Below are 19,479 nucleotides of genomic sequence, written 5' to 3'. Positions count from 1 at the left end.
GCCATTGAACTGTGAAAGCACGACCTAACCATTCAGGTTGACGGCGAGTCAACCGGTGGCCGCGGTGGCCGAGCTGACGCGGGCCGTGCTCACTTGGCCACCGATGGCGACCAGGCAGGCGTTAGGCTGTTCGCGTGGGCAGGCTGCTGGTGTTGCCATGCCGCCTTGCCTTGAGCATGTGGCTTGTCGACGTCGCGAACGCAGCTGGCGAAGGCTTGCACGACCGGGCTCAGCATTCGGCCCTTCGGCGTGAACACTGCCGTTTACAGGTGCCAGCGGGACATGCGACGAATCGTGCCTTCGGCACATCCTCAGCGGCCGAACCGCCGCATCGCGCCGATCTTGGTGCGGCGGTTGCAGAAGCGCTACCGCCGGCGCGCGACCGCCACACCAAACAGGAAGGCGACGAACAGGCTCGCGAGCGGTGCTTCGCGCGTGATCGCGGAAACCGTCGCGAGTGCCCCGCCGGGCTTGCGCGATTCCTCGACTGCGGAGGTCAGGCGGTCGACCGCCGCGTGCAGGCCTCCCGCGACTTCACCGATGGTGCGGGAGACGTCCGCGGCCGTATCGATGGCGCGCTCGGCCATGCCGGGTTGGGACGTGGATTGCGGTATCTCCGTGCTCAAGGACGCGACCTCCCAGGCGTGATGATCGAAGCCGGCACCTTTGGCTATCCGCGCGAGCGCTCGTTTTGAACAGCGGGTCTCAAGACCTTTGGCTATCCGCGACAGGCGCCGTGATTGACGGCGGGTGCCGGCCTTGGATGGGCAATTCAGCGCGAGCAATTTTGTTCCTGATGACAAGCCGCTGGCTGCGGCTCCCCCGGGAAACGACGGGGGCGAATCTCTGTTAGGCTGGGGTGGCCTTGCTGATGTCAGGAGACAGCCGTGACCGATCGGACCATGACGGATCGAGCCCGGCGCATCGCCTTGCTCGGTGCTCCCATCGACATGGGCGCTTCGCAGCGCGGCACCTTGATGGGGCCCGCGGCGTTGCGCACCGCCGGCCTCGCGACGCTGCTGGAAAGCCTTGATTTCGAGGTCGTCGATCATGGCGATCTGTCGGTCGCCGACGTCCGGGACCTCACCGACAGGCCGCCCGAAAACGCCAATCACTATCGCGAAATCCAGCGCTGGACGCGCGCCCTCAGCCGCAGAGGCTACGAGATCGCGACGTCAGGTGCGCTGCCGATCTTTCTCGGCGGCGATCACACGCTGTCGATGGGGTCGGTCAATGCCATGGCGAGGCATTGGCAGGAGCGCGGCCGCGAACTCTTCGTGCTCTGGCTCGACGCCCATGCGGACTACAACACGCCGGAGACGACGATCACCGCGAACATGCACGGCATGTCAGCCGCGTTCCTGTGCGGCGAGCCCGGGCTCGACGGCCTGCTCGGCGAAGATCCACGCGCCTCGATCAGCCCGGACAAGCTCGACCTGTTCGGCGCGCGTTCGATCGACAAGCTCGAAAAGGAGCTGATGCGCTCGCGCCGGATCCGGATCGTCGACATGCGCCAGATCGACGAGTTCGGCGTCGCCGTCCTGATCCGCCGTGTCATCGAACGGGTCAAGGCGAGCAATGGCGTGCTGCACGTCAGCTTCGATGTCGATTTCCTTGACCCTTGCGTGGCGCCGGGCGTCGGCACCACTGTGCCGGGTGGCGCCACGTACCGCGAGGCGCATCTGATCATGGAGCTTCTGCACGATTCCGGCGTCGTCGGATCGGTCGATATCGTCGAGCTCAATCCGTTCCTGGACGAACGCGGCCGGACTGCGCGCACGGCGGTCGAGCTGATCGGCAGCCTGTTCGGTCAGCAGATCACCGACCGGCCGACGCCGAGCAATGCCATCGCGCCGGGCGAGTGACGCGGCGCATTCAAAGTCTGAAAGCGCGGTGGTCCAACAACCGTGCCATGGAACTCGTCTGAAGCCATCGGCGATGCCCCGTGGGCAGCAAACCTGCCGGTGGGAAGCGCGGAACCGGAGCAGGCTCGAATGGGTTAACCTGCGATAGGAAAATTGCGGACCCCTTCGATGACAAATGGTCGCTTCGCCTACTCCATGTCCAGAGCCCTGCGCCATCCCGGCGTGATCGCACTGATCGTGGCGGGCATGACAATTGCGGCCATGCTGATCGTCGATCACGGCCCGTGGAGCCGGGCCAAGACACAGCCGGCCCATGTCGCGATGTTTGCGACCACGGGCGAAGCGGCACGCGCTGCCGGTGCTCTGGTGCTCCCGACCGACCCGAAATCGCCGATCGAGCCGCAGCGGCCGAAGACGTCTCCAACCGTTAATCCCGTGACGCCGTAAAGCGCGACGAATCGTCATCGCGCTTTACGTTATTGTTTGAGCATGATCTCTTCGGAAAACCGCTACACACTTTTCCGGATCATGCTCTAGCCTCTCAGCCCTTGCGGCCGTAGTTGAGGAGCCCGCCAGTCGTCTTCGGCGGATGGGCCCGCAAGGCGTCCTCGTTCGGCTCGGTGCCCCAGCCAGGCCGGTTCGGGATGATGAGATGGCCGTTCTCGATCTCCGGCTCGTGCGTGAACAGCTCGCGGTCCCAGGACAGACGATCGATATCGATCTCCATGATGCGCAGGTTCGGCACCGCGGCGCAGAAATGCGCGTTCATCATCGAGCAGAGATGGCCATAGAAATTGTGTGGGGCGACGTTGACCTCGAAGGCTTCAGCCGCTGCTGCGATCTTCATCGACTGCCAGACGCCGTTCCAGGGCGTGTCGATGATCGCGACGTCCATGGCCTGAGCGTGGAAGTAGGGCAGGAACTCGCGCAAGGAGAGCAGCGTTTCGCAGGATGAGATCGGGTGCGGGCTCTGCTTGCGAATATAGCCGAGCGCTTCCGGGTTGAAGCTGTCGATCTCCACCCAGAACATGTCGAGGTCGGCGATGGTGCGCAGGATCTTCAAGTAGCCTTCGGTCTTGGCGTTGAAGTTGCAGTCGAGCAGGATGTCGACGTCGGGCCCGGCGCCGTCGCGGATCGCCTCCAGATGCATGTGCAGGTCGCGCAGGATCTTGCGGTCGACGTTGATCTCGGGCGCGAAGGGCGAGCCGAAGCCGGGGCGCCAGCCGGTCGGCTTGCCCTCGTCATAGGAGAAGATGTTGGTCTTGAGCGCGGTGAATTTCTTCTCGCGCACCTCGCGCCCCATCGCCTTGACTCCGTCGAGGCTTTCGATCGCCGGCTTGTACCAGGACGGGTGATTGATGCGCCACGTGGCGCAATGCGACCAGTAGACCCTGACACGGTCGCGGATCTTGCCGCCGAGCAGCTCATAGCAGGGAATGCCGAGCGATTTCGCCTTGGCATCGAGCAGCGCATTCTCGATTGCGCCGAGCGCTTGCGCCACCACGCCGCCGGCCGCAGGACGCGTCGCCGCGAACAATTCGGCAAAGATGCGCTCGTGCTGGAAGACGTTCTGCCCCATGACCCGGGCCGAGAGGCGCTGGATCGCGGCGCCGACCCCAGGCGAGCCAAAGCCTTCGTCGAATTCGCTCCAGCCGACGATGCCGTCCCCGGTCGTCAGCTTGACGAAATGATAGTTTCTCCAGCCGGCATCGCAGGCGAGGATCTCGAGACTCGTTGCTTTTGAAGATTCGGTCATGTCGCTCCCTGTTGCCCGGCCGGGCTTTTCTTATAGCCCGATCTTGAGCCGGGCCCGGACCGCATTGTTAAGCCAAGCGCGGGGCGGCGGGAAGATGCAGCGATGCGGCGCGGCAACGCGTCCGAAGCAGGCCTTGCGTCAGCCGATCAGCGACGAGCCGAGCAGGGCGAGAACGGCGAGCGCCATGACTGCGGTGCCGAGCCAGCCCAGCGCGATCAGCCAGGAGCGGGCCCTGAAGCGGCCCATGATGGTCCGGTTCGAGACGATCAGCATCATCATCGCCATGATGGGAACGGCGACGATGCCGTTGAGCACCGCGCTCCACACCAGCATGTGGATCGAGTCGATGCCGGTGAAGCCGAGGCCGAAGCCGATCAGGGTTGCCGCGGCGATGATGGTGTAGAAGCCGGCCGCCTCGTCCGGCTTGGCCTCCAGCGTGGCGTGCCAGCCGAAGATCTCGGCAACGCCATAGGCCGCCGAGCCCGCCAGCACGGGAATCGCGAGCAGGCCGGTGCCGATGATGCCGGTCGCAAACAGGGCGAAGGTGAAATCGCCGGCCAGCGGCCGCAGCGCTTCGGCCGCTTCCGTCGCCGAGCCGATATTGGTGACGCCGTTGGCGTGCAGGACCGATGCGGTGGTCAGGATGATGAAGAAGGCGATGCCGTTCGAGAGCAGCATGCCGGAGATGGTGTCGGTCTTGATGCGATCGAGCTCGTGGTCGCCGCCGCGCTTGAGCTGGCGAAGCGGCTTGTCGCGCTCGCCCTGGTTCATCTCCTCGACCTCCTGCGAGGCCTGCCAGAAGAACAGATAGGGGCTGATGGTGGTGCCGAGCACGGCCACGACCATCAGGAGATAGTCGGCGCTGGCGTTCGCCTTCGGCCATACCGCGGCGAGCAGCGCCGTGCTCCAGGGGATCTGCACCGTGAAAGCGGTGGCGACATAGGCGAACAGCGCCAGCGTGAGGAATTTCAGCACCGGCGAATAGCGACGATAGGGCACGAACACCTGCAGCAGGGTCGAGCCGGCGGCGAAGATCAGCGCGTGCTCGTGCTTGAGGCCGCCGATGACGAGCGAGAGCGCCTCGGCCATCGCGGCGATGTCGGCGGCGATGTTGAACGTGTTCGCGGCGACCAGCATGGAGACCAGCGCCAGCACCGCCCAGCGCGGCGCGACCTGCATGACGTTGGCGGCGAGCCCCTTGCCGGTAACGCGGCCGATCTGCGCGCTGACGAGCTGGATCGCGATCATGAAGGGCGTCGTCAGAAACACGGTCCACAACAGACCGAAGCCGAATTGCGCGCCGGCTTGCGAATAGGTGGCGATGCCAGAGGGATCGTCGTCGGCAGCTCCGGTGACGAGGCCGGGCCCGAGCCTTTGCAACAGCGTCGGCGCGGATTTCGTCGGGGTGAGGGCGCTGTCGCTCATGAACGGGCTCGAACGGAGGCGGACGTCGTCTTAGCAAATGCGAATCGAATACCATAAGTTCCCGCTACCGAAGCGGGCGGCTGATTTCCGAAAATGCTAAGTGCGTTTGCTCCGTCGGGCAAAACAGGGCTATATTGCCATCATCGGCCTACCTGATACTGACGAACATGCCCCAGGCGGCGGCCAGCGCCGCGCCGGTGAAGAGAACCACCGGGTTGTCGCAGAACGTGCCGCCATATCTGCACACGTCCGCGCCGAATTGGCCGAGCTCATGACGGCTCGCGGAATAGAACAGTCCCGACAGCACCAGCAATGCAGCGGCGACGTAATACATCGAAGGTCTCTCCGGCTTGCCCCGTCCATTCGACATGTCCCAGCATGAGGCGAAGAGATTTCACTTCGCCCAATCCACTTTGCGGCATTTGAGATAAAGTTTGACCCGTCGGGCAAAACACTGGCAAGATGGCACCATCGAGCGTGCCGGCGTGATGACCGGTCGTCGACATCAAAAGGCCCCGCATCGCGGGGCCTTTGTCGTGTCGGGGCTCTGCTGCCTATCGCCGCATTCCATAGAGCTCGCGCTCGCGGACGATATCCTCAGGCGACAAGGGCGGGCTTGCCGCGTCGAAGTCGGTCCAGCCGGACTTCTGCCACGCGGCGCTGCGCTCCTGAAGGTTGACCGCGCGCTCGTGCAGAAGCGCATCGAGGCGCGCACGGTCCTGGTCCGGCACCCGCGCCGACACCAGCGTGCCGCCGCGGCGGACGCCCTCGGCATAACGCGATGCGTCTTCCTTGGAGACGCCGGCTTCGGTCAGGGCGCCGATGATTCCGCCGGTGGCCGCGCCGGCAGCAGCGCCTGCCGCGGTCGCGGCGAGCCATCCGGCCGCGACCACCGGGCCGAGGCCCGGAATGGCGAGGAGGCCAAGACCTGCGAGCAGGCCGGCAGCGCCGCCGAGCCCCGCGCCGATGCCGGCACCCGTGCCGGCGCCTTCGGCGCGATCGTCGACGCCGTCGCGGTCACGATCGACCTTGCCGGCGACCTTGCCGGAGCGTGAGCCGTACCAATTGTCCGAATTGTTGGCGACGAGGCTAATGTCGGAATGCGGCACGCCGGCGCTTTCGAGCCGGGTCACGGCCCGCTCGGCATCGGTGTAATTGTCGTACAGGCGAGAGATGGTGGTCGTCATGTCTGGATCTCCTTGCTCGCGGATGACTTGATGTCGCGAATTACTTGGCGGGATTGACGTTGCCCTGGAAGTCGACGCTGACGTCGGTCTTGGTGCCGGCCTTGTCGGCCTTGCCGCGCCAGACGCCCTCGTTGTCCTTCTGCAGGCCGGAGACGTTGGAATAGCCCGCGCCTTCGATCCGCGATTTCGCCTGTCCTTCGGTGAAGCTGTTGCGGCCCGCGACCGGTGCGTTGGAGTTGTTCTGGTCGGAGCTGTTGACCGCGTTGTTGCCCGGCCCGCTTTGCGCCGGTTGCGACTGAGCGCCGGCGGGCGCCGAGCCGAGCAGCGCCAAGGTTGCGGCCAGAACTGTCAGACGTTTCATGTTGTTGTCTCCTGCAAGTGATTGTGCCGGCGACAACAGGTGAGATTCGAAATGGTTGCTATCCTCGAGGAGGAGTTTGCTGCGGCGCTCTGGGCGGGACAATCCGGCAGCAGCGTCGTCGCTGGTCCGCCGCGCCGGCGTGCGTCGCCGCCCGCTACTTCGAGGCTTGCACGGACTCGGCCTGGCCCTTGCTGGACTCCCACGGCGCCGGAAGGATCACGCGAATGGGGCGGGCTTCGGTGGCGGTTTGAACCACAGGAGCAGCCTGGTCCTTGACGGGCTCAGCCAGCGCTACGCTCATCAGTGCAACCAGCATCGCCAGGGAAGTTGTCATCAGCCGCACGTCAAGCATCGAAGCCTCCTGTTTGCGCACCAACGCGATCAGCCGGCATTGGTTCGAGCGACGGCCGGGAACAAGTGGCAATTTATCGGGTTTGTAAGCACAAGCCTGGATGACCGGGCTGCTGGAGGAGGACACGATGAACACCAAGGCAATCATAGCGGCCGCCGTGCTGACGTCGGTTGCGGCTCCCGCGTTTGCGCAATCGTTCTACGTGGTGCAGGACGTCAAGACCAAGAAGTGCACCATCACGGAATCGAAGCCGACGACCACGGAAACGACGGTGGTCAGCGGCGACACCGTGTACAAGACCAGGTCTGAAGCCGAGACCGGCATGAAGACCGTCAAGGTCTGCACCTCGAACTGACGCACTGAGCGAGGGTCTCACCCGAGCCTTTCGTTTGAACGTGCCCGCGCGGAGCAATCCGTCGCGGGCTTATCTTTTGCTAACTTCACGCCGCGCACCCCGTGCTATGGCCGTCACACGCGGCAGATGGGAACTTGTGGACTCCCTGGGGATTGTTGTCAGCGCTTTGAACGACGGGTGAGCCGCTCCGACCATGCAATCACGCTATCCCTTGTTGAAGAGGTGGACGGCGGACGATCATGAGCGGCTGAAAGCGCTGGCCGAGGCAGGCCGGCGGCCCGACGAGATTGCCGCAGTGCTCAACCGGAGCGAAGCCGCCGTGCGGGTGCGGGCCTGGCAGCACGGCATCGCATTGCGCACCGTCACGCAGAAGCGCGGCAGATAGCGCGGGCGAGGGCGGCAGGGCGCCGCAAGGCCTCAAGCTCCTGCCCTAACCAAGTCCCGTCGCTTGTTGCATCAGGCGCGCGAGATCATCTTCGGTGAAAGGCTTTCGCAGCAGGGGAAGGCCGCCCCGTCGCGGCTCCCGGCCCGACACCTGAAGCACCTTGACGCTCGGGCGGACGCGTCGCGCGCGCTCGGCCAGCTCGTGACCGTCCATGTCCGGCATGTTGATGTCGGTGATCAGGATGGAAATGCTTTCATCATCCTGCAACGAACGTAGCGCTTCGGGTCCGCTCCGTGCGCGAACGACCATGCATCCGAGATGCTTCAGCATGCTTGCGAGCACGTCGAGCACGTCGGGATCATCATCTACGAGCAAGACTGTCTGGCTCATGGGCAAAGATCTCCTTGCCCGTCAACTTAGGTAAATCCGATACGTTCCCTGGCAAAGGCGCCTTGGCACGCCGATCGCGTCGGCTGCCAGGGTACAGGGTTCGTTGACTTACGTCACCGATCGGGCCTTGGTCTCGTCGCAGGACGGGCCGGGTGCGGGGCCTGCTGCTGGAATCTCACGCGCGGATTGATATCGCAATAGCTGGTCCATCGTCCCGACGCCGAAGCCAGGCACTGCTCTCTGGTCTCGTACATGCACTCGCCGGGGTAGCCGACATTGCCGCCGAAGACGCACCAGGGATAGTCGCGGGCGTTTGCTGCTGAAGACAATCCCGCCAGCACGACCCCGGTAAGCAAAGCGAGTCGCATTCGACCCTCCATCGTTAGTGGCCGACGGATGATAGAACATCCCGACGAGGAGTGAAGTCTCGACGGGCGGTCCGCGCAGGCCGGCAGTCATCAACCAGGGAGATGGTGTTTTGTTCTTGTGCTGTCGCAAAGGTGAACGAACGCTCGCCGCGTTCCTCAACCGGCCAGCGACGCCTCGAGCGGCTGAAATCCCGCGACCTGCGGCAGCGACATGAAGCCGGGCCTGGCGAAATAATAACCCTGGAACAGGCGGATGCCGGCGGCGCGCAGGATGGTGAGCTCGGCCTCGGTCTCGACGCCTTCGGCGAGCAGGGTGATGTCCAGCTCGCGGGCGATTGCGGCCAGGGCCGACACGATCACCTGCTTCGGGTGGCTGGCGTCGATGCCGCGCAGCAGCTCCATGTCGATCTTGATCAGGTTCGGCTGCAGCCGCGCCAATAGGCTGAGGCCGGCATAGCCCGCACCGAAATCGTCGAGCGCCGTCCAGAAGCCCAGCGCCTTGTAGGCCCGCACGATGTTCTCGACATGCGCCGGATCGCTCATCCGCTCGTTCTCGGTGAACTCGAACATCAGGTTCTCGGCCGGAAAGTTGGCGCGCTGCGCTGCGGCGAGCGATTGCTGGATGCAGGCGCGCGGCTCGTACACGGCGTTCGGCATGAAGTTGATGGAGAGACGCGCCCGTGGATCCCTGAACAGCCTGCCGGCCGTCTCGATCGCCATGACGCGGGCGGCCTGGTCGAAGCGGTAAAGCTGATCGTCGGTGAGCTGGCTCAGCACGCTGTGCGCGCTTTCGCCGCCGGGGCCGCGGACCAGGGCCTCGTAACCCCAGACGCGGTGCGCCGTGATGTCGACGATCGGCTGGAAAGCCATCTTGAACGCGAACGGCAGCTCCGTACCGTCTCTGCATCCCGCACACGTCACAGCCATCACGCAACCCCATGCCCTGAGGCCGCAACCCTACCTGCTCCGGAGTTAAGGAAGAGAGAAACGGGTCGCGATTGGCGAAGGGCGGGGGGCAGCGTTCAATTGTGCACGCAAGCAGGCTCGAGGTGCGGTGCAGGCCGGCCCGCGAAACACGCCTGAAACAGTGCTGAAACCAGATCGTCCTGAACTCGGCGCCCGCCGGCGCCGACCAACCAAGCGAAACGGAGAGACAATCATGATCCAGATCGGTTCGAAGGAAGAAGTCGCGCTGCTGCTGGCGCTGTTCGGCACCCACACCCAGAAGGCAGAGCGGCCGAAGCCGAAATCGCAAGAAAGGTGAGAGACGCCATGCCCGGTTTGGCCGAATGCCAGAGCCTGCTCCGGCTCCTGATCGCCAGGGGCGATCCCAAGGCCATCCCGCTTGCCAAGGGCGCCATCGACCAGTTCCTGAACACGGCACCCGCGTGCATGCGCGGGCGGGGTCTGCGCGTGCTGCAGCGCGATGCGCTCGACCAGCACGATGTCGCGGTCGGCGTGCAGCGCTCGTTCGCCGAGACGGTGGACGCCTATATCGAGCACAAGCTCGCCGAGGAGTGAGGCCGGCCCACGGTCGCGGATCCCGCGGTGTTCCCGGAACACATTGATCCCAAGCGATTCTTTTCGACGCGCTAGCAACCTTTGCCCGCTCTTGGGCCTATAGGCCAAAGGGAATGCGGACATGCCCAGATATTACTTCGACCTTCGCGACGACAAGGGAATTGCGCTGGACGAGGAAGGGCTGGAATTGTCGAGCCCGCGCGCGGTTCAGGCCGAGGCCGCCAAGTCGGTTGCTGACCTCGCGCGTGATGCGCTGCTCTCCGCGCCGCTCACCGGCGATCGGCAGGAGATGGCGACCGAGGTTCGCGATGCGAGCGGCCCGGTGATGCAGGTGAAGTTCAATTTCCAGATCGAAGATCTGAAGTCGCTGCCGCGGTCACGCGGTCATTGACGCGTCAGCGTCGGCCGGGACGGCTCGCGCAACGGCGGCGGGGACTGCTCGCCGTCCAGCACCGCGATCTTGCGGCCGAGCTGCCAGACCTCGACCTTGCCGAGCCGCGTGAACCGCTTGGCAAAATCCAGCGCGCTGGAATCGGACGGGGCCTCGAAGGCTTCGGCGGAGCGGAACACGCCGTTCTCGCCGATGAGATAGGCGCGATATTGCATCATGTCGGCGCCCTCAGGCCGGGCGAGCGCAGCCAGGCGTCGATCTGGATCGCCGTCTCGTCCTGTCGCGCCTGGCGCAGCAGCATGTCGCGGCGGCGGCCGGGCGAAAGCGTGCGCGCCTCTTCGCGGCAGCGCGCAGCTTCGCCGGCGAGTCTTTCACTGAGGGTGTTGGTCTGTTTGAAACGACGCCGCTTCAGCATCATGGCGCTGCCTCCTTGATGGAGTGGGGCGGGAGCGCGGTTGCGTTCTCATCACCGATACATGCCAGGGGACCTTGCGGTGATGATATACCTTAACCCCATCGGCGGTGGAGAGTCATTTCATTTGATAGGGCGCGCAGATTAATTTTGCGGGAGAAGCTTGAGCATCTTGAGCCACTTACTCAAGTCGCTCGGCGTGCGCCTTGTTCGGCTTCGCGGAGGACGTCGTCGGCGCGCGCCAACAGGGGATCATCGGTTGGTCCGGGCATAGCGGGCGCAGCGCGGAGGGGTGCCGGATGTTCCTGGCTGCAAGCCCACTAGGCGATTATGTCTTCTTTCTCAGTCCCCCTCGCGACGATTTTCAGGGCGTTGTCTTCAAGGGGTCGCTGCAATGCCTTGGCTTCGTCCCAAGGGGCTCGCATCCAAACGTCCCATTCTTCCGCGGTCGTCAGGATTACCGGCATTGCCTTGGGGTGGATCGGCTCAACAACGGCATTCGGGGCAGTCGTCAGAAACCCGTAGACCTGATGCGGTCCCGGAACGGGCTTCGACTTCGTGCCCCGGTCGCCGTTGAAGGTGGTCCAGATGCCGGCGAACGCGTATAGCGGCCGCTCTTCCGCAAGCGCAAACCAAACGACGTCTTTCTTCTTCGTCTCCGGGTTGGGCTCGGGCGCGTACTCGGCAAAGCTGTTGGCGGGCACGAGGCAGCGGTGCTCCGGCTTGAGCCAAGCGCGCCAATGTGGGGATGAGGTATTGCGGATGTTCGTGACAGGCGGCCCGCCGGTGCGGGGCGGCGGCGGCATGCCCCAACGCATCATCACCAGCTCGCGCTCGCCACCTGCATCGCGAATGACAGGGGCGGGGTAATCCGGAAAGACACCGGGCATCGGCGGCAGGTTGCCTTCGTAGCGACGAACGATGCGGAAGAGGTCGGCGATAGCCGCCTGATTGGTGGTGATCGAATACAGATTGCACATGAGTGGGATTGTCTCTTATCGCTCGCCCGGCCACCAGATCGAGGGCGGGTGGCCTGCTGAAATCTTTGTCGGTCGCAGCGCCACAAGCTCGCTGCGCTTGTAGGGATAGCCCCGCACCTGCGAACAGTCCTTGCAGCGCATGTAGCGTTCGAGTTCGTGTATGGGCGTGGTCTTTGGGCGTCGAATGATCTCGAGTGCTACTGTCTGGTTGGTGTCGCAGCCGTGACAGCGGACCTCGAGGTATGGGTATCCTCCATTGATGGCATCGCCAATGGTCGGCGAGGGCTGTGCGGGTCCCTTGTAACCGAGCATCCGGCTGTTCCACGCCACGCAGGCAAGCTTGTCAGCTTCCTTGCGCGCCTCTCGGGCGCGCTCGGCCGCCATCTTGATCTGAGTGCCGAAGAGATATGAGCGCGACTTCGTGGACATACAGTCATCAAAGGCATGAGCCGACAGGGTTTGGCAAATTATCGATTCCTAGTAGGCGACGGTGCCGGCGAGCTACTGCCTCTCGTGGCTGTGGACAACCAAGGCACTCAGATGCTCACCAGCTGGCGGCCGGTGCCTTTGCAATCAACGCATGCGCAATCTGGCCCGACAATCTCCGGGGCGAACTTGCCCCAGTTGCCGTCACCACCGCATTCGAGACAGCGGATTTCGCCGGCGCCGCAGCCGAGGTCAAGGACTTCCGTCGGGGCCTCGGTATTACCGTTGAAAGCACAGAAGACCACCATCCACGCGGTAGTGCTCGGCGAAGTCGTCATGTTTTGTAAGCCCTCGCAAAGGCACTTTCAGGATATGCGTCGATAGTTTGACGACGAAGCCACTCGACCGCTTCAAAGAGGTTGCTGACCGTTTTGGTCGCGCTAAATCCATTCAGATCATCACCAAGCTTCACTTGGAAGCCAGCGTCCCAAAATGTGACGATCGCAAAGTTGATTTCGCTATCGTAAAGATCCTGAAGTATGCGCGCGCTGTTGTCCATCACAGGTCCTCTCTCAATCCTTTGAAGAACGGATGCCGCACCTTTCCCTCGGCCGACTTGGCGCGGTACTCGATCTCGGCAAGCAGCTTCGGTTCGACCCAGATGCCCTTGTGCGCGATGCGCTTGGCATAAGGCTGCGTCCTGCGCCGCAGCGGCTCCAGACGCTTGCGTAGCTCGGCTGCTGATGTCTTGTCGAAACCGTGGTCGACCTTGCCCGCATAGATCAGATCATCGCCCTTGCGGCGGCCGAGATAGACGCCGTCCCACTTGCCCTCATCAAGGGCGAAGCCCGCGATGGTCAAGGTTTCGCGCTGCGCGCAGGTCGTCTTGGCCCAGTTGTTATTCCTGCCACTGCTGTAGATGCTGTCACGGACCTTGGAGACCACGCCCTCAAGGCCGACCTTGCAGGCATGCGCGAACATCTCGCGGCCGTCCATCTCGAAACTCTCGCTGAACTGCACGTCTGTGCCGGCAATGACCTTTTTCAGCTCGGCCTTGCGCTGTTCCAGCGGTACGCGGCGGAGGTCTCGTCCATTGAGATAGAGCAGGTCGAAAACCACGAGCACGATCTTTGAGGACGTGCCCTTGAGCTCATTCTGAAGCACCGAGAAATCGGTCGTGCCGTCCTCGGCCGGGACGACAATTTCTCCGTCGATGATCGCCGAGCCGGCCTTGATGTGCCAGGCGTCCTCGGCAACCTTCTTGAAGCGCCTCGTCCAATCGTGGCCCCGGCGGGTGTAGATGGTCACGGCTTCGTTGGCCAAATGCACCTGGACGCGATATCCGTCGAACTTGATTTCGTGAATCCACCGTTCTCCGGAAGGCACCCTCGGGACGGAGGATGCCAAGGCCGGTTCGATAAAGCCCGGGAAGGGCGCCTTCACGCCGGTCGCCGATGCTTTCCGCTGACGCTGGGACGCCACTCAACAACTCCACGCTACAAACTCGTTTGATTCGAATCTTTGTACGGGGATTCGTTCCGGGCGTTGTGGCGCGCTTAACGAGCTGAAGGAACCAACTGAATCTCCATGCGTTTTCGCATGGCATGGAGGTGCCATATGGCTAAAGCGAAGAAGCAGACCGCTCGCGGTCGTAAGCAGGACCGCGCGCGCGTGGCGGGCGGACAGAACTATGAGGTGCAGTACGAGGCGAAGAAGACCCGTCGCTCCGCTTCGGCGGTGAAGAAGGCGGTCAAGAAGGTGGGCAGCAGCCGGAAGAAGGTGGAGAGCAAGCTGAAGCGGGGCTAAGTGATCGGATTTTTTCGAGCCGATGCGAGCCGAAGCTGCCCCGTTCCTTTTTTGGAAGGCGGGGCAAGCTGGCTGGCCCTAGCCCGTGAGCCCGGCCACCGGCAAACGGTGGGCGCTAGGTTGAAGGGTGATACTTCTTTTTAAGAGCTTCGGCCAAGCCAGAAAGATCACCAAATATTTGGAATGCATCAATGCCGCTCAATTCCAAGCGTCGTAGAAGCCCAATCTTTGCTTTATGTGAAATCTCAATTGACGTCAGGCATCTTTCATTGGACGCGAGCAACTGAAAATCCAAGTCGTTGTGCACGGTGAACAATCCGCTTTGCCTTTCAACCCGAGTGAAATCACGTCTAAAAAAAATAGGAAGAGGCAGGGCAAAGGGCCAATCCTTTCGATTCAGAAAACGCTCTTCATAGTCCAAATCCTGGTCGTTACTCACGTCGAAGATAAACTTGTCGGAAGGCGAGGCAGAAGTCGGGCTCAGTTGACCTTTCGTTGTTAGCGAGGAGAGGATGAACGGGTTTAGGAACCAGATTCTTGGACAATCTGTTTCCCCAGACAATGCAAAGTACATTGCGATGTCTAAGCGATCAGACCAATCAAGCAATCTGGTCGGTACGCCGTGGTGCTGCATTAAATACAGAGTTTGCCAGGCGCTGTAGTGGTGAGGAATCAATGATCCCCCTCGCTGCCGGAATTCGGCGAAGTAAGCATGCTCAGCATGACTTGGATGAGTTACTCGGAGCAGACCGGGCTGCAGGGACCATGCGCCCATCCGCTGGCCTCGAAACCAACAGCCGCTTTTGATAGCCATCACGCGAGCCTGGGCGTCGGCTACGGCCTGATCGAACTCCGAGACGTCTTTCACCTGACGCCATGGAGGGACGACGTTTGACATCAACTCGGCTCCTATCTTACGTTGTTCCTTAAGGGGATTAGCTCAGCCCGGTAGAGCACCCGCCTGGGAGGCGGGGGGTCCGTAGTTCAAATCTACGATCCCCGATCGTCGCACTATTCAAGAGACATATCCACTTTGGTGGGATTAGTTCGATGACGCAATATGCTCGACAGAGCGTTTCTCCCCTTTGACACGTCGGGCAAAACACTGGCAGAATAGCATCATCGAGACGAGTTTGTTTTGAGCCCGCGCCGGGGATTTCCGCCGCGGGTTTTTTGCGTCTCGATTCAGAATTGACCGGAGTGAATTTTCAGACGGATTTCCAAATGACTGAAGCAGCGAACTACAACCTTCTTTCACAGAATGCGCTCGCGAGGGCGGCTGCGCGCCGCGCTCTGAAGCAGCGGACGTTGACTGAAATCAAATCCCTGGCGCGGACGCACACAAATCTTGCGATCAAGACTCTCGTGCAAATCATGCGCGACAAGGACGCCCCCGCCCACGCCCGCGTCATGGCGGCCAACGCCATTCTTGATCGCGGATGGGGCAAGCCGATGCAGCCGATCGTGAGTGAAGACGACAATCCCATACGGTTCGTCCACCGCATCGAGCGCGTCATCGTGCATCCCGGCGACGACGTGACGATGGAAGCGCATATCGAGGAGAGCGTGCAGCACGCGTCTGTCAGTGTCCTTGGCAGCCTCGGCGCGGTTCGTGATCGCGATGCTGATCACGAAGAGCTTTGGTTGCAATCGCAGGAGCAGGCATGAGCGATATACTTCAGAAACTGTTTCAACGGCGTGTTGAGCCAGAGCCGAAGCCCGAATGGCCGCGATGGATTGCGGAGGCGCTTGCTTACAGGCCCCAGGAGCCCGCTCCGGTGGAAGCCGCGCCAGCTAAACCGGTCTCGCCGGAAACCGAGGATCGCCGCAATATTCGGGTATTGACCCGGGTATCGAGCCCTTGAAACTCAAGCCCGCGCAATAGCGCGGGCTTTTGACTGCCCATTTCGGCTACAGGGAGCCGAGTTTGGTGACTTCCACAGCATTTCAGCTCGTGGACCCTGGCCGGACCTGCTCGTCGTTCTCAATATGTTCGGTTGTCGAGACGAGTATATTGTACTGCCGTACCCACCCCCGAGGCGGTAATATGGACTTGTTGATTCCGCCCTCAGCAGGGCGACAGCCATATATTATGGACGTAGGCCGCCCTGTGTCTGAATTTCCTCGTTTCAATTACAGCATGAAAGAAGTGCTGCGAGCGGGTGAGGCCCTGGCCGGGTCTGTGCCGTGGAATAACGAGGCCGAAGCAAGCGCGGCTAGAGAAGTCTTCCGGGTTGCGCACAACTGGCGCGATTCTCATGCCTACCCCATGAGGATGGTTCGACAAGAGTTGGTGAGCCAACTCCGTCGGCAAAAGCTGGGCGTGGCGGGCGCAACTGGCGCGCGGCTAAAAAGAATGCCGTCGATACGCCGTAAGCTTGCGAATATCCCGGGCAATTTAAACCAGATGAATGATCTCGCGGGCTGTCGCGTTATCCTGCCATCCATGGGAGACGTCGAGAGTTTCCTCCAAGGTTTCCGGCGCGATACCTCGAATGAGGTCTTCCGTGAGTATCCGTACATCCAGCAAATGAAGCCGGATGGATACCGAAGCCATCACATGGTCCTGAAGTTTCGTGGCGAGGGTGACGCGCAGGTTTATCAGGGGCGCCGTGTCGAGGTTCAGATCAGGACCCAGTTGCAACACTCTTGGGCAACCGCAGTCGAGGCCGTTGGCTTATATCGTCGCGAAGATCTAAAAGCCGGTCGTGGCGATCCTGACTGGCTTCGGCTTTTTAAACTTATGTCGGAGGAGTTCGCCGTAGAGGAAGCGTGCGAGCAACTGAGCGGAGAGCGACTTTCCGAGATAACCAAACTAGAAAGAAAGCTGGACGCTGTCGAAACGCTTGAGCGCCTTAGTCAGGCGTTTGCGTACAGCGAAAGTATCGTTTTCGATCCCAACGACAAGCCAGACTATTTCCAGATTGAATATGACCGCGCTGAGGGACGTGTTCGCATCAAGCCATTCTTCGGGCCGATATACGCCACCATGTCTTACGATGCTGCCGAAGTGAAAAATGCAGAGAGCGGCACTAAAGACACAAAGATCGTTCTTGTTGAAGTTGACGAGATAGAAAATCTGCGCGCGGCATACCCGAATTATTTTGGCGACGTTCAAAAGTTCAAGAGCAAGCTTCGTATTGCCGCTGGGTTGCCCGAAAAACTTGATCGTTCGATCCCAGTGCAAGAACGAGTTCCGAGACGGAAAGAGCGAGTTTATGATCTGTCTTGGCTTCGCGGCTACAAGAAGTGGTAATTTCTAGTTCGTGGGCTAGAGCTGGAGTTGAGGCTCTCGCCTGTCGGTGCGTTGACCCGTCGGGCAAAACACTGGCAGAATGGTATCATCGGAAATTCGGAATAAGCCCGCGGGTCTGCCGCGGGCTTGTTTGCTTTGGCGGCGCAGAGACGTTCGTGCGTTACGCACCACCCGGCCCGAACCACCGCGTCAGCGCCTCCGCAAGTCCGCACTGGCTCTCGTCGCCCACCCAGGCGACATGGCCATCGGGCCGCACCAGCACCGCGCTCGGAGCGGCGACCGCGCCGATGACCGGAAGCTGCCAGGCGCCGTCGTAATCGGCATCAACGATCGCAAGGCGATCCGCCCAGGACGTGATGTCGATGCCGCGCTTGCCGAAATTGAGCAGCACGCCGCGCGCGCCGTGCAGCAGCGTGAACAATTTTTGCGGCCGGCCGTCGACCACGAGATCGAGATCGGGCATGCGGCGGCCGAGCAGTGCGTGGCCTTCGCCGAGATCGTAGGCAATGTCGAGCCCGCTCATCATCGCGCCAAGGCGCCGGCGCGGCTCGTCCATGGCGAGCAGCTCGGCGATCACCTCGCGGGCGGCCTTGCGGCCGTCGTCGCCGCGGCGGAGCAGGGCGATCTGCGCCATGGTGGTCTTTAGGACGCGCGCGGCCACGGGATGGCGCTCGCTGTGATAGGTGTCGAGCAGGCTCTCGGGCGAGATGCCATGGACCACCTGCGCCAGCTTCCAGCCGAGATTGACCGCGTCCTGCACACCGAGGTTGAGGCCCTGGCCGCCGACGGAATGATGAATGTGCGCGGCATCGCCGGCGAGCAGCACGCGGCCCCTGCGATAGGACGCCGCCTGCCGCGCCGCGTCGGTGAAGCGGGAGATCCAGGCGGGATTGTTGACGCCGAAATCGGTGCCGTAGACGGCTTCGAGCGCCGCGCCGAGATCGCTTAAAGAGGGCTCGCCAGTGCGCGCGAGATTTGGCTCCGTCAGCACGACCAGCACGCGGCCGCTTCCCGTCTTGCTGAGGCCGTGGAAGCCGAGCGCGTCGTGACGCAGGCCAAATTCGGGCGGGTCGCGCATCTCGACCTCGGCCATGAGGTTGCTGAGCGTGGGTTCAGAACCGGGAAAGTCGATGCCCGCGTGCTTGCGCACCAGGCTGCGGCCGCCGTCGCAGCCGACGAGATAACGCGCGCGCAAGCGCATCCCGCCGGACAGCGTGACGTCGAGGCCGGTCTCGTCTTCTGTAAAGCCCGTCACCTCGCGGGCCCGATAGATCGGCACCGCGAGCTCGGCGACCCATTCGGCGAGGAGGCGCTCGATCTGGTTCTGCCGCAGCGCGAGGCCGTAAGGATGACGGGTGGGGAGATCGCCGATGTCGAGCCTGGTCCAGGCGAAACCGGCGAGCTGGGTGATCTGCCCTTCGCGCAGGAAGCGCTCGGCGACTCCGCGCTGATCGAGGACCTCGATCGTGCGGGCATGCAGTCCGCCGGCGCGCGTCTCGGCGATGTCCTGGCTCGCGCGCCGCTCGACGATGGCGACGTCGACATGCGCGAGCGCGAGCTCGGCGGCCAGCATCAGGCCGGTGGGTCCGGCGCCGGCGATGATGACCGCATGGCCGGCAGCTGCGTGGTCTGCGCTGGTTCGGCTGCGCGACCGGGCCGTCGGAATCGGGAAAGGCATGGCATGACCCCCTTGACCTGTTGTTCGGGTCGAGCGTCTTACGCGATCATCGGGGGCTTGAAGCAAGCCCCTTGCACACCACATATCGAGATGGGAGGAGAGGTTTTGCGATTTTTGCGCGCTGTCGATTGACGCGCCGGGCAAAACACCTTCGTAACTGGCATCATCGAGATGCGCGCTGCCCCGCGGGGCGGCTCAATCGTCCTTCGACATATCGCCGGGTTTGGTGGGCAGATCGATGCTGCCGCCCTCGCCATGCGCGAGATCGCGGCCGTCATCCGCCGTCGCGCCGGCGTCTTCGACGATCTGCGTGGAGTGTTCCTTCTCGATGCGCGGCTTTGAGGGCGGACGATCTCGCAACGTGTCGTCTTGCAAAGTGCCGGGTGCGTTCGTCTTGTTGGTCATGGCCGGGTCGCTCCTGACTGTCCAACGCGGCCCGCACGAATTCGTTCGTTTGACACGTCGGGCAAAACACTGGCAGAATGGCATCATCGAAACGAGTTTGAGTTGGCCCGCGCGGAACGCAATCCGCGGCGGGCCTTTTCAATTCAGCGGAAGGTTTTGA

Annotated in this window: 29 protein-coding genes and 1 tRNA gene; 10 read left to right on the top strand and 20 right to left on the bottom strand. The window is 62.5% G+C overall.

All coding sequences use genetic code 11. The features are described from left to right. Positions 1 to 365: 365 nt before the first annotated feature. Positions 366 to 626: a hypothetical protein gene (locus tag AC24YW_RS25295; protein WP_025037643.1), complete on the bottom strand. Its 261-nt coding sequence runs from the start codon at positions 624 to 626 to the stop codon at positions 366 to 368. A 261-nt stretch (positions 627 to 887) separates the two neighbouring features. Here AC24YW_RS25295 and rocF point away from each other — a divergent pair, with 261 nt between their 5' ends. Both rocF and AC24YW_RS25285 read left to right on the top strand, forming a co-directional pair. Further along, positions 888 to 1,865 (top strand): arginase, encoded by a 978-nt coding sequence (gene rocF / locus AC24YW_RS25290; RefSeq protein WP_487485265.1) that lies wholly within the window; start codon positions 888 to 890, stop codon positions 1,863 to 1,865. A 168-nt stretch (positions 1,866 to 2,033) separates the two neighbouring features. Beyond that, positions 2,034 to 2,312, top strand: a complete 279-nt coding sequence (locus tag AC24YW_RS25285) for a hypothetical protein (RefSeq protein ID WP_487485264.1) — start codon at positions 2,034 to 2,036, stop codon at positions 2,310 to 2,312. A gap of 94 nt (positions 2,313 to 2,406) precedes the next feature. Here AC24YW_RS25285 and AC24YW_RS25280 read toward each other — a convergent pair whose 3' ends face one another. The 6 genes from AC24YW_RS25280 to AC24YW_RS25255 all read right to left on the bottom strand — a co-directional run bounded on the left by AC24YW_RS25280 (position 2,407) and on the right by AC24YW_RS25255 (position 7,081). Beyond that, positions 2,407 to 3,621 (bottom strand): mandelate racemase/muconate lactonizing enzyme family protein, encoded by a 1,215-nt coding sequence (locus AC24YW_RS25280; RefSeq protein ID WP_487485263.1) that lies wholly within the window; start codon positions 3,619 to 3,621, stop codon positions 2,407 to 2,409. A 138-nt stretch (positions 3,622 to 3,759) separates the two neighbouring features. Continuing rightward, complete coding sequence (locus tag AC24YW_RS25275; RefSeq protein ID WP_487485262.1) at positions 3,760 to 5,046, bottom strand: NRAMP family divalent metal transporter; 1,287 nt, start codon at positions 5,044 to 5,046, stop codon at positions 3,760 to 3,762. A gap of 148 nt (positions 5,047 to 5,194) precedes the next feature. After that, positions 5,195 to 5,380: a hypothetical protein gene (locus AC24YW_RS25270; RefSeq protein ID WP_036007759.1), complete on the bottom strand. Its 186-nt coding sequence runs from the start codon at positions 5,378 to 5,380 to the stop codon at positions 5,195 to 5,197. Between the two features lie 220 nt (positions 5,381 to 5,600). After that, entirely contained in the window at positions 5,601 to 6,233 is a 633-nt protein-coding gene (locus tag AC24YW_RS25265) for a hypothetical protein (RefSeq protein ID WP_487485261.1), read from the bottom strand. 40 nt (positions 6,234 to 6,273) lie between these two features. Continuing rightward, entirely contained in the window at positions 6,274 to 6,594 is a 321-nt protein-coding gene (locus AC24YW_RS25260) for a hypothetical protein (protein WP_487485260.1), read from the bottom strand. 154 nt (positions 6,595 to 6,748) lie between these two features. Next, complete coding sequence (locus tag AC24YW_RS25255; RefSeq protein WP_487485259.1) at positions 6,749 to 7,081, bottom strand: hypothetical protein; 333 nt, start codon at positions 7,079 to 7,081, stop codon at positions 6,749 to 6,751. Here AC24YW_RS25255 and AC24YW_RS25250 point away from each other — a divergent pair. Together AC24YW_RS25250 and AC24YW_RS25245 are read left to right on the top strand one after the other, a co-directional pair. After that, complete coding sequence (locus tag AC24YW_RS25250; RefSeq protein ID WP_487485258.1) at positions 7,074 to 7,301, top strand: hypothetical protein; 228 nt, start codon at positions 7,074 to 7,076, stop codon at positions 7,299 to 7,301. The genes AC24YW_RS25255 and AC24YW_RS25250 overlap by 8 nt on opposite strands. Positions 7,302 to 7,494: 193 nt before the next feature. Beyond that, on the top strand, positions 7,495 to 7,686 hold the full coding sequence (locus AC24YW_RS25245) for a hypothetical protein (RefSeq protein WP_487485257.1): 192 nt from the start codon (positions 7,495 to 7,497) through the stop codon (positions 7,684 to 7,686). Positions 7,687 to 7,731: 45 nt separating this feature from the next. On the opposite strand, the gene AC24YW_RS25240 is transcribed toward AC24YW_RS25245, so the two are convergent. The 3 genes from AC24YW_RS25240 to AC24YW_RS25230 all read right to left on the bottom strand — a co-directional run bounded on the left by AC24YW_RS25240 (position 7,732) and on the right by AC24YW_RS25230 (position 9,371). Continuing rightward, positions 7,732 to 8,076, bottom strand: coding sequence for a response regulator (locus tag AC24YW_RS25240; protein WP_487485256.1), 345 nt, complete (start codon positions 8,074 to 8,076; stop codon positions 7,732 to 7,734). A 113-nt stretch (positions 8,077 to 8,189) separates the two neighbouring features. Further along, on the bottom strand, positions 8,190 to 8,444 hold the full coding sequence (locus AC24YW_RS25235; RefSeq protein WP_487485255.1) for a DUF3551 domain-containing protein: 255 nt from the start codon (positions 8,442 to 8,444) through the stop codon (positions 8,190 to 8,192). Positions 8,445 to 8,600: 156 nt separating this feature from the next. Next, complete coding sequence (locus tag AC24YW_RS25230; protein WP_487485254.1) at positions 8,601 to 9,371, bottom strand: EAL domain-containing protein; 771 nt, start codon at positions 9,369 to 9,371, stop codon at positions 8,601 to 8,603. A 345-nt stretch (positions 9,372 to 9,716) separates the two neighbouring features. On the opposite strand from AC24YW_RS25230, the gene AC24YW_RS25225 reads away from it, so the two are divergent. Together AC24YW_RS25225 and AC24YW_RS25220 are read left to right on the top strand one after the other, a co-directional pair. Continuing rightward, on the top strand, positions 9,717 to 9,965 hold the full coding sequence (locus AC24YW_RS25225) for a hypothetical protein (protein WP_487485253.1): 249 nt from the start codon (positions 9,717 to 9,719) through the stop codon (positions 9,963 to 9,965). Between the two features lie 121 nt (positions 9,966 to 10,086). Next, positions 10,087 to 10,356 (top strand): DUF6894 family protein, encoded by a 270-nt coding sequence (locus AC24YW_RS25220; RefSeq protein WP_487485252.1) that lies wholly within the window; start codon positions 10,087 to 10,089, stop codon positions 10,354 to 10,356. Here AC24YW_RS25220 and AC24YW_RS25215 read toward each other — a convergent pair. From AC24YW_RS25215 to ligD, 7 genes are all read right to left on the bottom strand, one after another. Further along, positions 10,350 to 10,574 carry a hypothetical protein gene (locus AC24YW_RS25215; RefSeq protein WP_487485251.1) on the bottom strand — a complete coding sequence of 75 codons (225 nt, stop codon included), beginning with the start codon at positions 10,572 to 10,574 and terminating at the stop codon, positions 10,350 to 10,352. The genes AC24YW_RS25220 and AC24YW_RS25215 overlap by 7 nt on opposite strands. Next, positions 10,571 to 10,771 (bottom strand): hypothetical protein, encoded by a 201-nt coding sequence (locus tag AC24YW_RS25210; RefSeq protein WP_487485347.1) that lies wholly within the window; start codon positions 10,769 to 10,771, stop codon positions 10,571 to 10,573. Before AC24YW_RS25210 ends, AC24YW_RS25215 begins: the two co-directional genes overlap by 4 nt. 317 nt (positions 10,772 to 11,088) lie before the next feature. Beyond that, positions 11,089 to 11,748 (bottom strand): SOS response-associated peptidase, encoded by a 660-nt coding sequence (locus AC24YW_RS25205; protein ID WP_487485250.1) that lies wholly within the window; start codon positions 11,746 to 11,748, stop codon positions 11,089 to 11,091. A gap of 15 nt (positions 11,749 to 11,763) precedes the next feature. Continuing rightward, the gene (locus AC24YW_RS25200) at positions 11,764 to 12,177 is read right to left on the bottom strand and encodes a hypothetical protein (protein WP_487485249.1); all 414 of its coding nucleotides are present in this window, start codon (positions 12,175 to 12,177) and stop codon (positions 11,764 to 11,766) included. Between the two features lie 107 nt (positions 12,178 to 12,284). Next, the gene (locus AC24YW_RS25195; protein WP_487485248.1) at positions 12,285 to 12,512 is read right to left on the bottom strand and encodes a hypothetical protein; all 228 of its coding nucleotides are present in this window, start codon (positions 12,510 to 12,512) and stop codon (positions 12,285 to 12,287) included. Beyond that, positions 12,509 to 12,733 (bottom strand): hypothetical protein, encoded by a 225-nt coding sequence (locus AC24YW_RS25190; protein ID WP_487485247.1) that lies wholly within the window; start codon positions 12,731 to 12,733, stop codon positions 12,509 to 12,511. The genes AC24YW_RS25195 and AC24YW_RS25190 overlap by 4 nt, the downstream gene beginning before the upstream one ends. Then, positions 12,733 to 13,656, bottom strand: coding sequence for a non-homologous end-joining DNA ligase (gene ligD, locus AC24YW_RS25185; protein ID WP_487485246.1), 924 nt, complete (start codon positions 13,654 to 13,656; stop codon positions 12,733 to 12,735). The genes AC24YW_RS25190 and ligD overlap by 1 nt, the downstream gene beginning before the upstream one ends. A gap of 135 nt (positions 13,657 to 13,791) precedes the next feature. Here ligD and AC24YW_RS25180 point away from each other — a divergent pair, with 135 nt between their 5' ends. Continuing rightward, a complete protein-coding gene (locus AC24YW_RS25180) occupies positions 13,792 to 13,980 on the top strand; it encodes a DUF3606 domain-containing protein (RefSeq protein WP_487485245.1) in 189 nt (62 codons plus the stop codon). A gap of 115 nt (positions 13,981 to 14,095) precedes the next feature. Here AC24YW_RS25180 and AC24YW_RS25175 read toward each other — a convergent pair whose 3' ends face one another. Further along, positions 14,096 to 14,878 carry an FRG domain-containing protein gene (locus AC24YW_RS25175; RefSeq protein WP_487485244.1) on the bottom strand — a complete coding sequence of 261 codons (783 nt, stop codon included), beginning with the start codon at positions 14,876 to 14,878 and terminating at the stop codon, positions 14,096 to 14,098. Between the two features lie 31 nt (positions 14,879 to 14,909). Here AC24YW_RS25175 and AC24YW_RS25170 point away from each other — a divergent pair. From AC24YW_RS25170 to AC24YW_RS25160, 3 genes are all read left to right on the top strand, one after another. After that, positions 14,910 to 14,983: transfer RNA gene (locus tag AC24YW_RS25170), tRNA-Pro, on the top strand. Positions 14,984 to 15,204: 221 nt separating this feature from the next. After that, the gene (locus AC24YW_RS25165; protein ID WP_487485243.1) at positions 15,205 to 15,648 is read left to right on the top strand and encodes a hypothetical protein; all 444 of its coding nucleotides are present in this window, start codon (positions 15,205 to 15,207) and stop codon (positions 15,646 to 15,648) included. A 472-nt stretch (positions 15,649 to 16,120) separates the two neighbouring features. After that, positions 16,121 to 17,236, top strand: coding sequence for a RelA/SpoT domain-containing protein (locus AC24YW_RS25160; RefSeq protein ID WP_487485242.1), 1,116 nt, complete (start codon positions 16,121 to 16,123; stop codon positions 17,234 to 17,236). 160 nt (positions 17,237 to 17,396) lie between these two features. Here AC24YW_RS25160 and AC24YW_RS25155 read toward each other — a convergent pair whose 3' ends face one another. Continuing rightward, complete coding sequence (locus tag AC24YW_RS25155) at positions 17,397 to 18,914, bottom strand: FAD-dependent monooxygenase (protein ID WP_487485241.1); 1,518 nt, start codon at positions 18,912 to 18,914, stop codon at positions 17,397 to 17,399. Positions 18,915 to 19,109: 195 nt separating this feature from the next. After that, positions 19,110 to 19,319 (bottom strand): hypothetical protein, encoded by a 210-nt coding sequence (locus tag AC24YW_RS25150; protein ID WP_487485240.1) that lies wholly within the window; start codon positions 19,317 to 19,319, stop codon positions 19,110 to 19,112. Positions 19,320 to 19,479 lie beyond the last annotated feature (160 nt).

This window comes from Bradyrhizobium sp. USDA3516, from assembly GCF_057651995.1.
This window is presented reverse-complemented; position numbering and strand designations above follow the sequence as displayed.

Coding starts and splice junctions, on each gene's coding strand:
- AC24YW_RS25285 (WP_487485264.1), top strand. CDS start 2,034: ATGACAAATGGTCGCTTCGCCTACTCCATGTCCAGAGCCCTGCGCCAT.
- AC24YW_RS25280 (WP_487485263.1), bottom strand. CDS start 3,621: ATGACCGAATCTTCAAAAGCAACGAGTCTCGAGATCCTCGCCTGCGAT.
- AC24YW_RS25275 (WP_487485262.1), bottom strand. CDS start 5,046: ATGAGCGACAGCGCCCTCACCCCGACGAAATCCGCGCCGACGCTGTTG.
- AC24YW_RS25270 (WP_036007759.1), bottom strand. CDS start 5,380: ATGTATTACGTCGCCGCTGCATTGCTGGTGCTGTCGGGACTGTTCTAT.
- AC24YW_RS25265 (WP_487485261.1), bottom strand. CDS start 6,233: ATGACGACCACCATCTCTCGCCTGTACGACAATTACACCGATGCCGAG.
- AC24YW_RS25260 (WP_487485260.1), bottom strand. CDS start 6,594: ATGAAACGTCTGACAGTTCTGGCCGCAACCTTGGCGCTGCTCGGCTCG.
- AC24YW_RS25250 (WP_487485258.1), top strand. CDS start 7,074: ATGAACACCAAGGCAATCATAGCGGCCGCCGTGCTGACGTCGGTTGCG.
- AC24YW_RS25245 (WP_487485257.1), top strand. CDS start 7,495: ATGCAATCACGCTATCCCTTGTTGAAGAGGTGGACGGCGGACGATCAT.
- AC24YW_RS25240 (WP_487485256.1), bottom strand. CDS start 8,076: ATGAGCCAGACAGTCTTGCTCGTAGATGATGATCCCGACGTGCTCGAC.
- AC24YW_RS25235 (WP_487485255.1), bottom strand. CDS start 8,444: ATGCGACTCGCTTTGCTTACCGGGGTCGTGCTGGCGGGATTGTCTTCA.
- AC24YW_RS25230 (WP_487485254.1), bottom strand. CDS start 9,371: ATGGCTGTGACGTGTGCGGGATGCAGAGACGGTACGGAGCTGCCGTTC.
- AC24YW_RS25225 (WP_487485253.1), top strand. CDS start 9,717: ATGCCCGGTTTGGCCGAATGCCAGAGCCTGCTCCGGCTCCTGATCGCC.
- AC24YW_RS25220 (WP_487485252.1), top strand. CDS start 10,087: ATGCCCAGATATTACTTCGACCTTCGCGACGACAAGGGAATTGCGCTG.
- AC24YW_RS25215 (WP_487485251.1), bottom strand. CDS start 10,574: ATGATGCAATATCGCGCCTATCTCATCGGCGAGAACGGCGTGTTCCGC.
- AC24YW_RS25210 (WP_487485347.1), bottom strand. CDS start 10,771: ATGCTGAAGCGGCGTCGTTTCAAACAGACCAACACCCTCAGTGAAAGA.
- AC24YW_RS25205 (WP_487485250.1), bottom strand. CDS start 11,748: ATGTGCAATCTGTATTCGATCACCACCAATCAGGCGGCTATCGCCGAC.
- AC24YW_RS25200 (WP_487485249.1), bottom strand. CDS start 12,177: ATGTCCACGAAGTCGCGCTCATATCTCTTCGGCACTCAGATCAAGATG.
- AC24YW_RS25195 (WP_487485248.1), bottom strand. CDS start 12,512: ATGACGACTTCGCCGAGCACTACCGCGTGGATGGTGGTCTTCTGTGCT.
- AC24YW_RS25190 (WP_487485247.1), bottom strand. CDS start 12,733: ATGGACAACAGCGCGCGCATACTTCAGGATCTTTACGATAGCGAAATC.
- AC24YW_RS25180 (WP_487485245.1), top strand. CDS start 13,792: ATGGCTAAAGCGAAGAAGCAGACCGCTCGCGGTCGTAAGCAGGACCGC.
- AC24YW_RS25175 (WP_487485244.1), bottom strand. CDS start 14,878: ATGTCAAACGTCGTCCCTCCATGGCGTCAGGTGAAAGACGTCTCGGAG.
- AC24YW_RS25165 (WP_487485243.1), top strand. CDS start 15,205: ATGACTGAAGCAGCGAACTACAACCTTCTTTCACAGAATGCGCTCGCG.
- AC24YW_RS25160 (WP_487485242.1), top strand. CDS start 16,121: ATGAAAGAAGTGCTGCGAGCGGGTGAGGCCCTGGCCGGGTCTGTGCCG.
- AC24YW_RS25155 (WP_487485241.1), bottom strand. CDS start 18,914: ATGCCTTTCCCGATTCCGACGGCCCGGTCGCGCAGCCGAACCAGCGCA.
- AC24YW_RS25150 (WP_487485240.1), bottom strand. CDS start 19,319: ATGACCAACAAGACGAACGCACCCGGCACTTTGCAAGACGACACGTTG.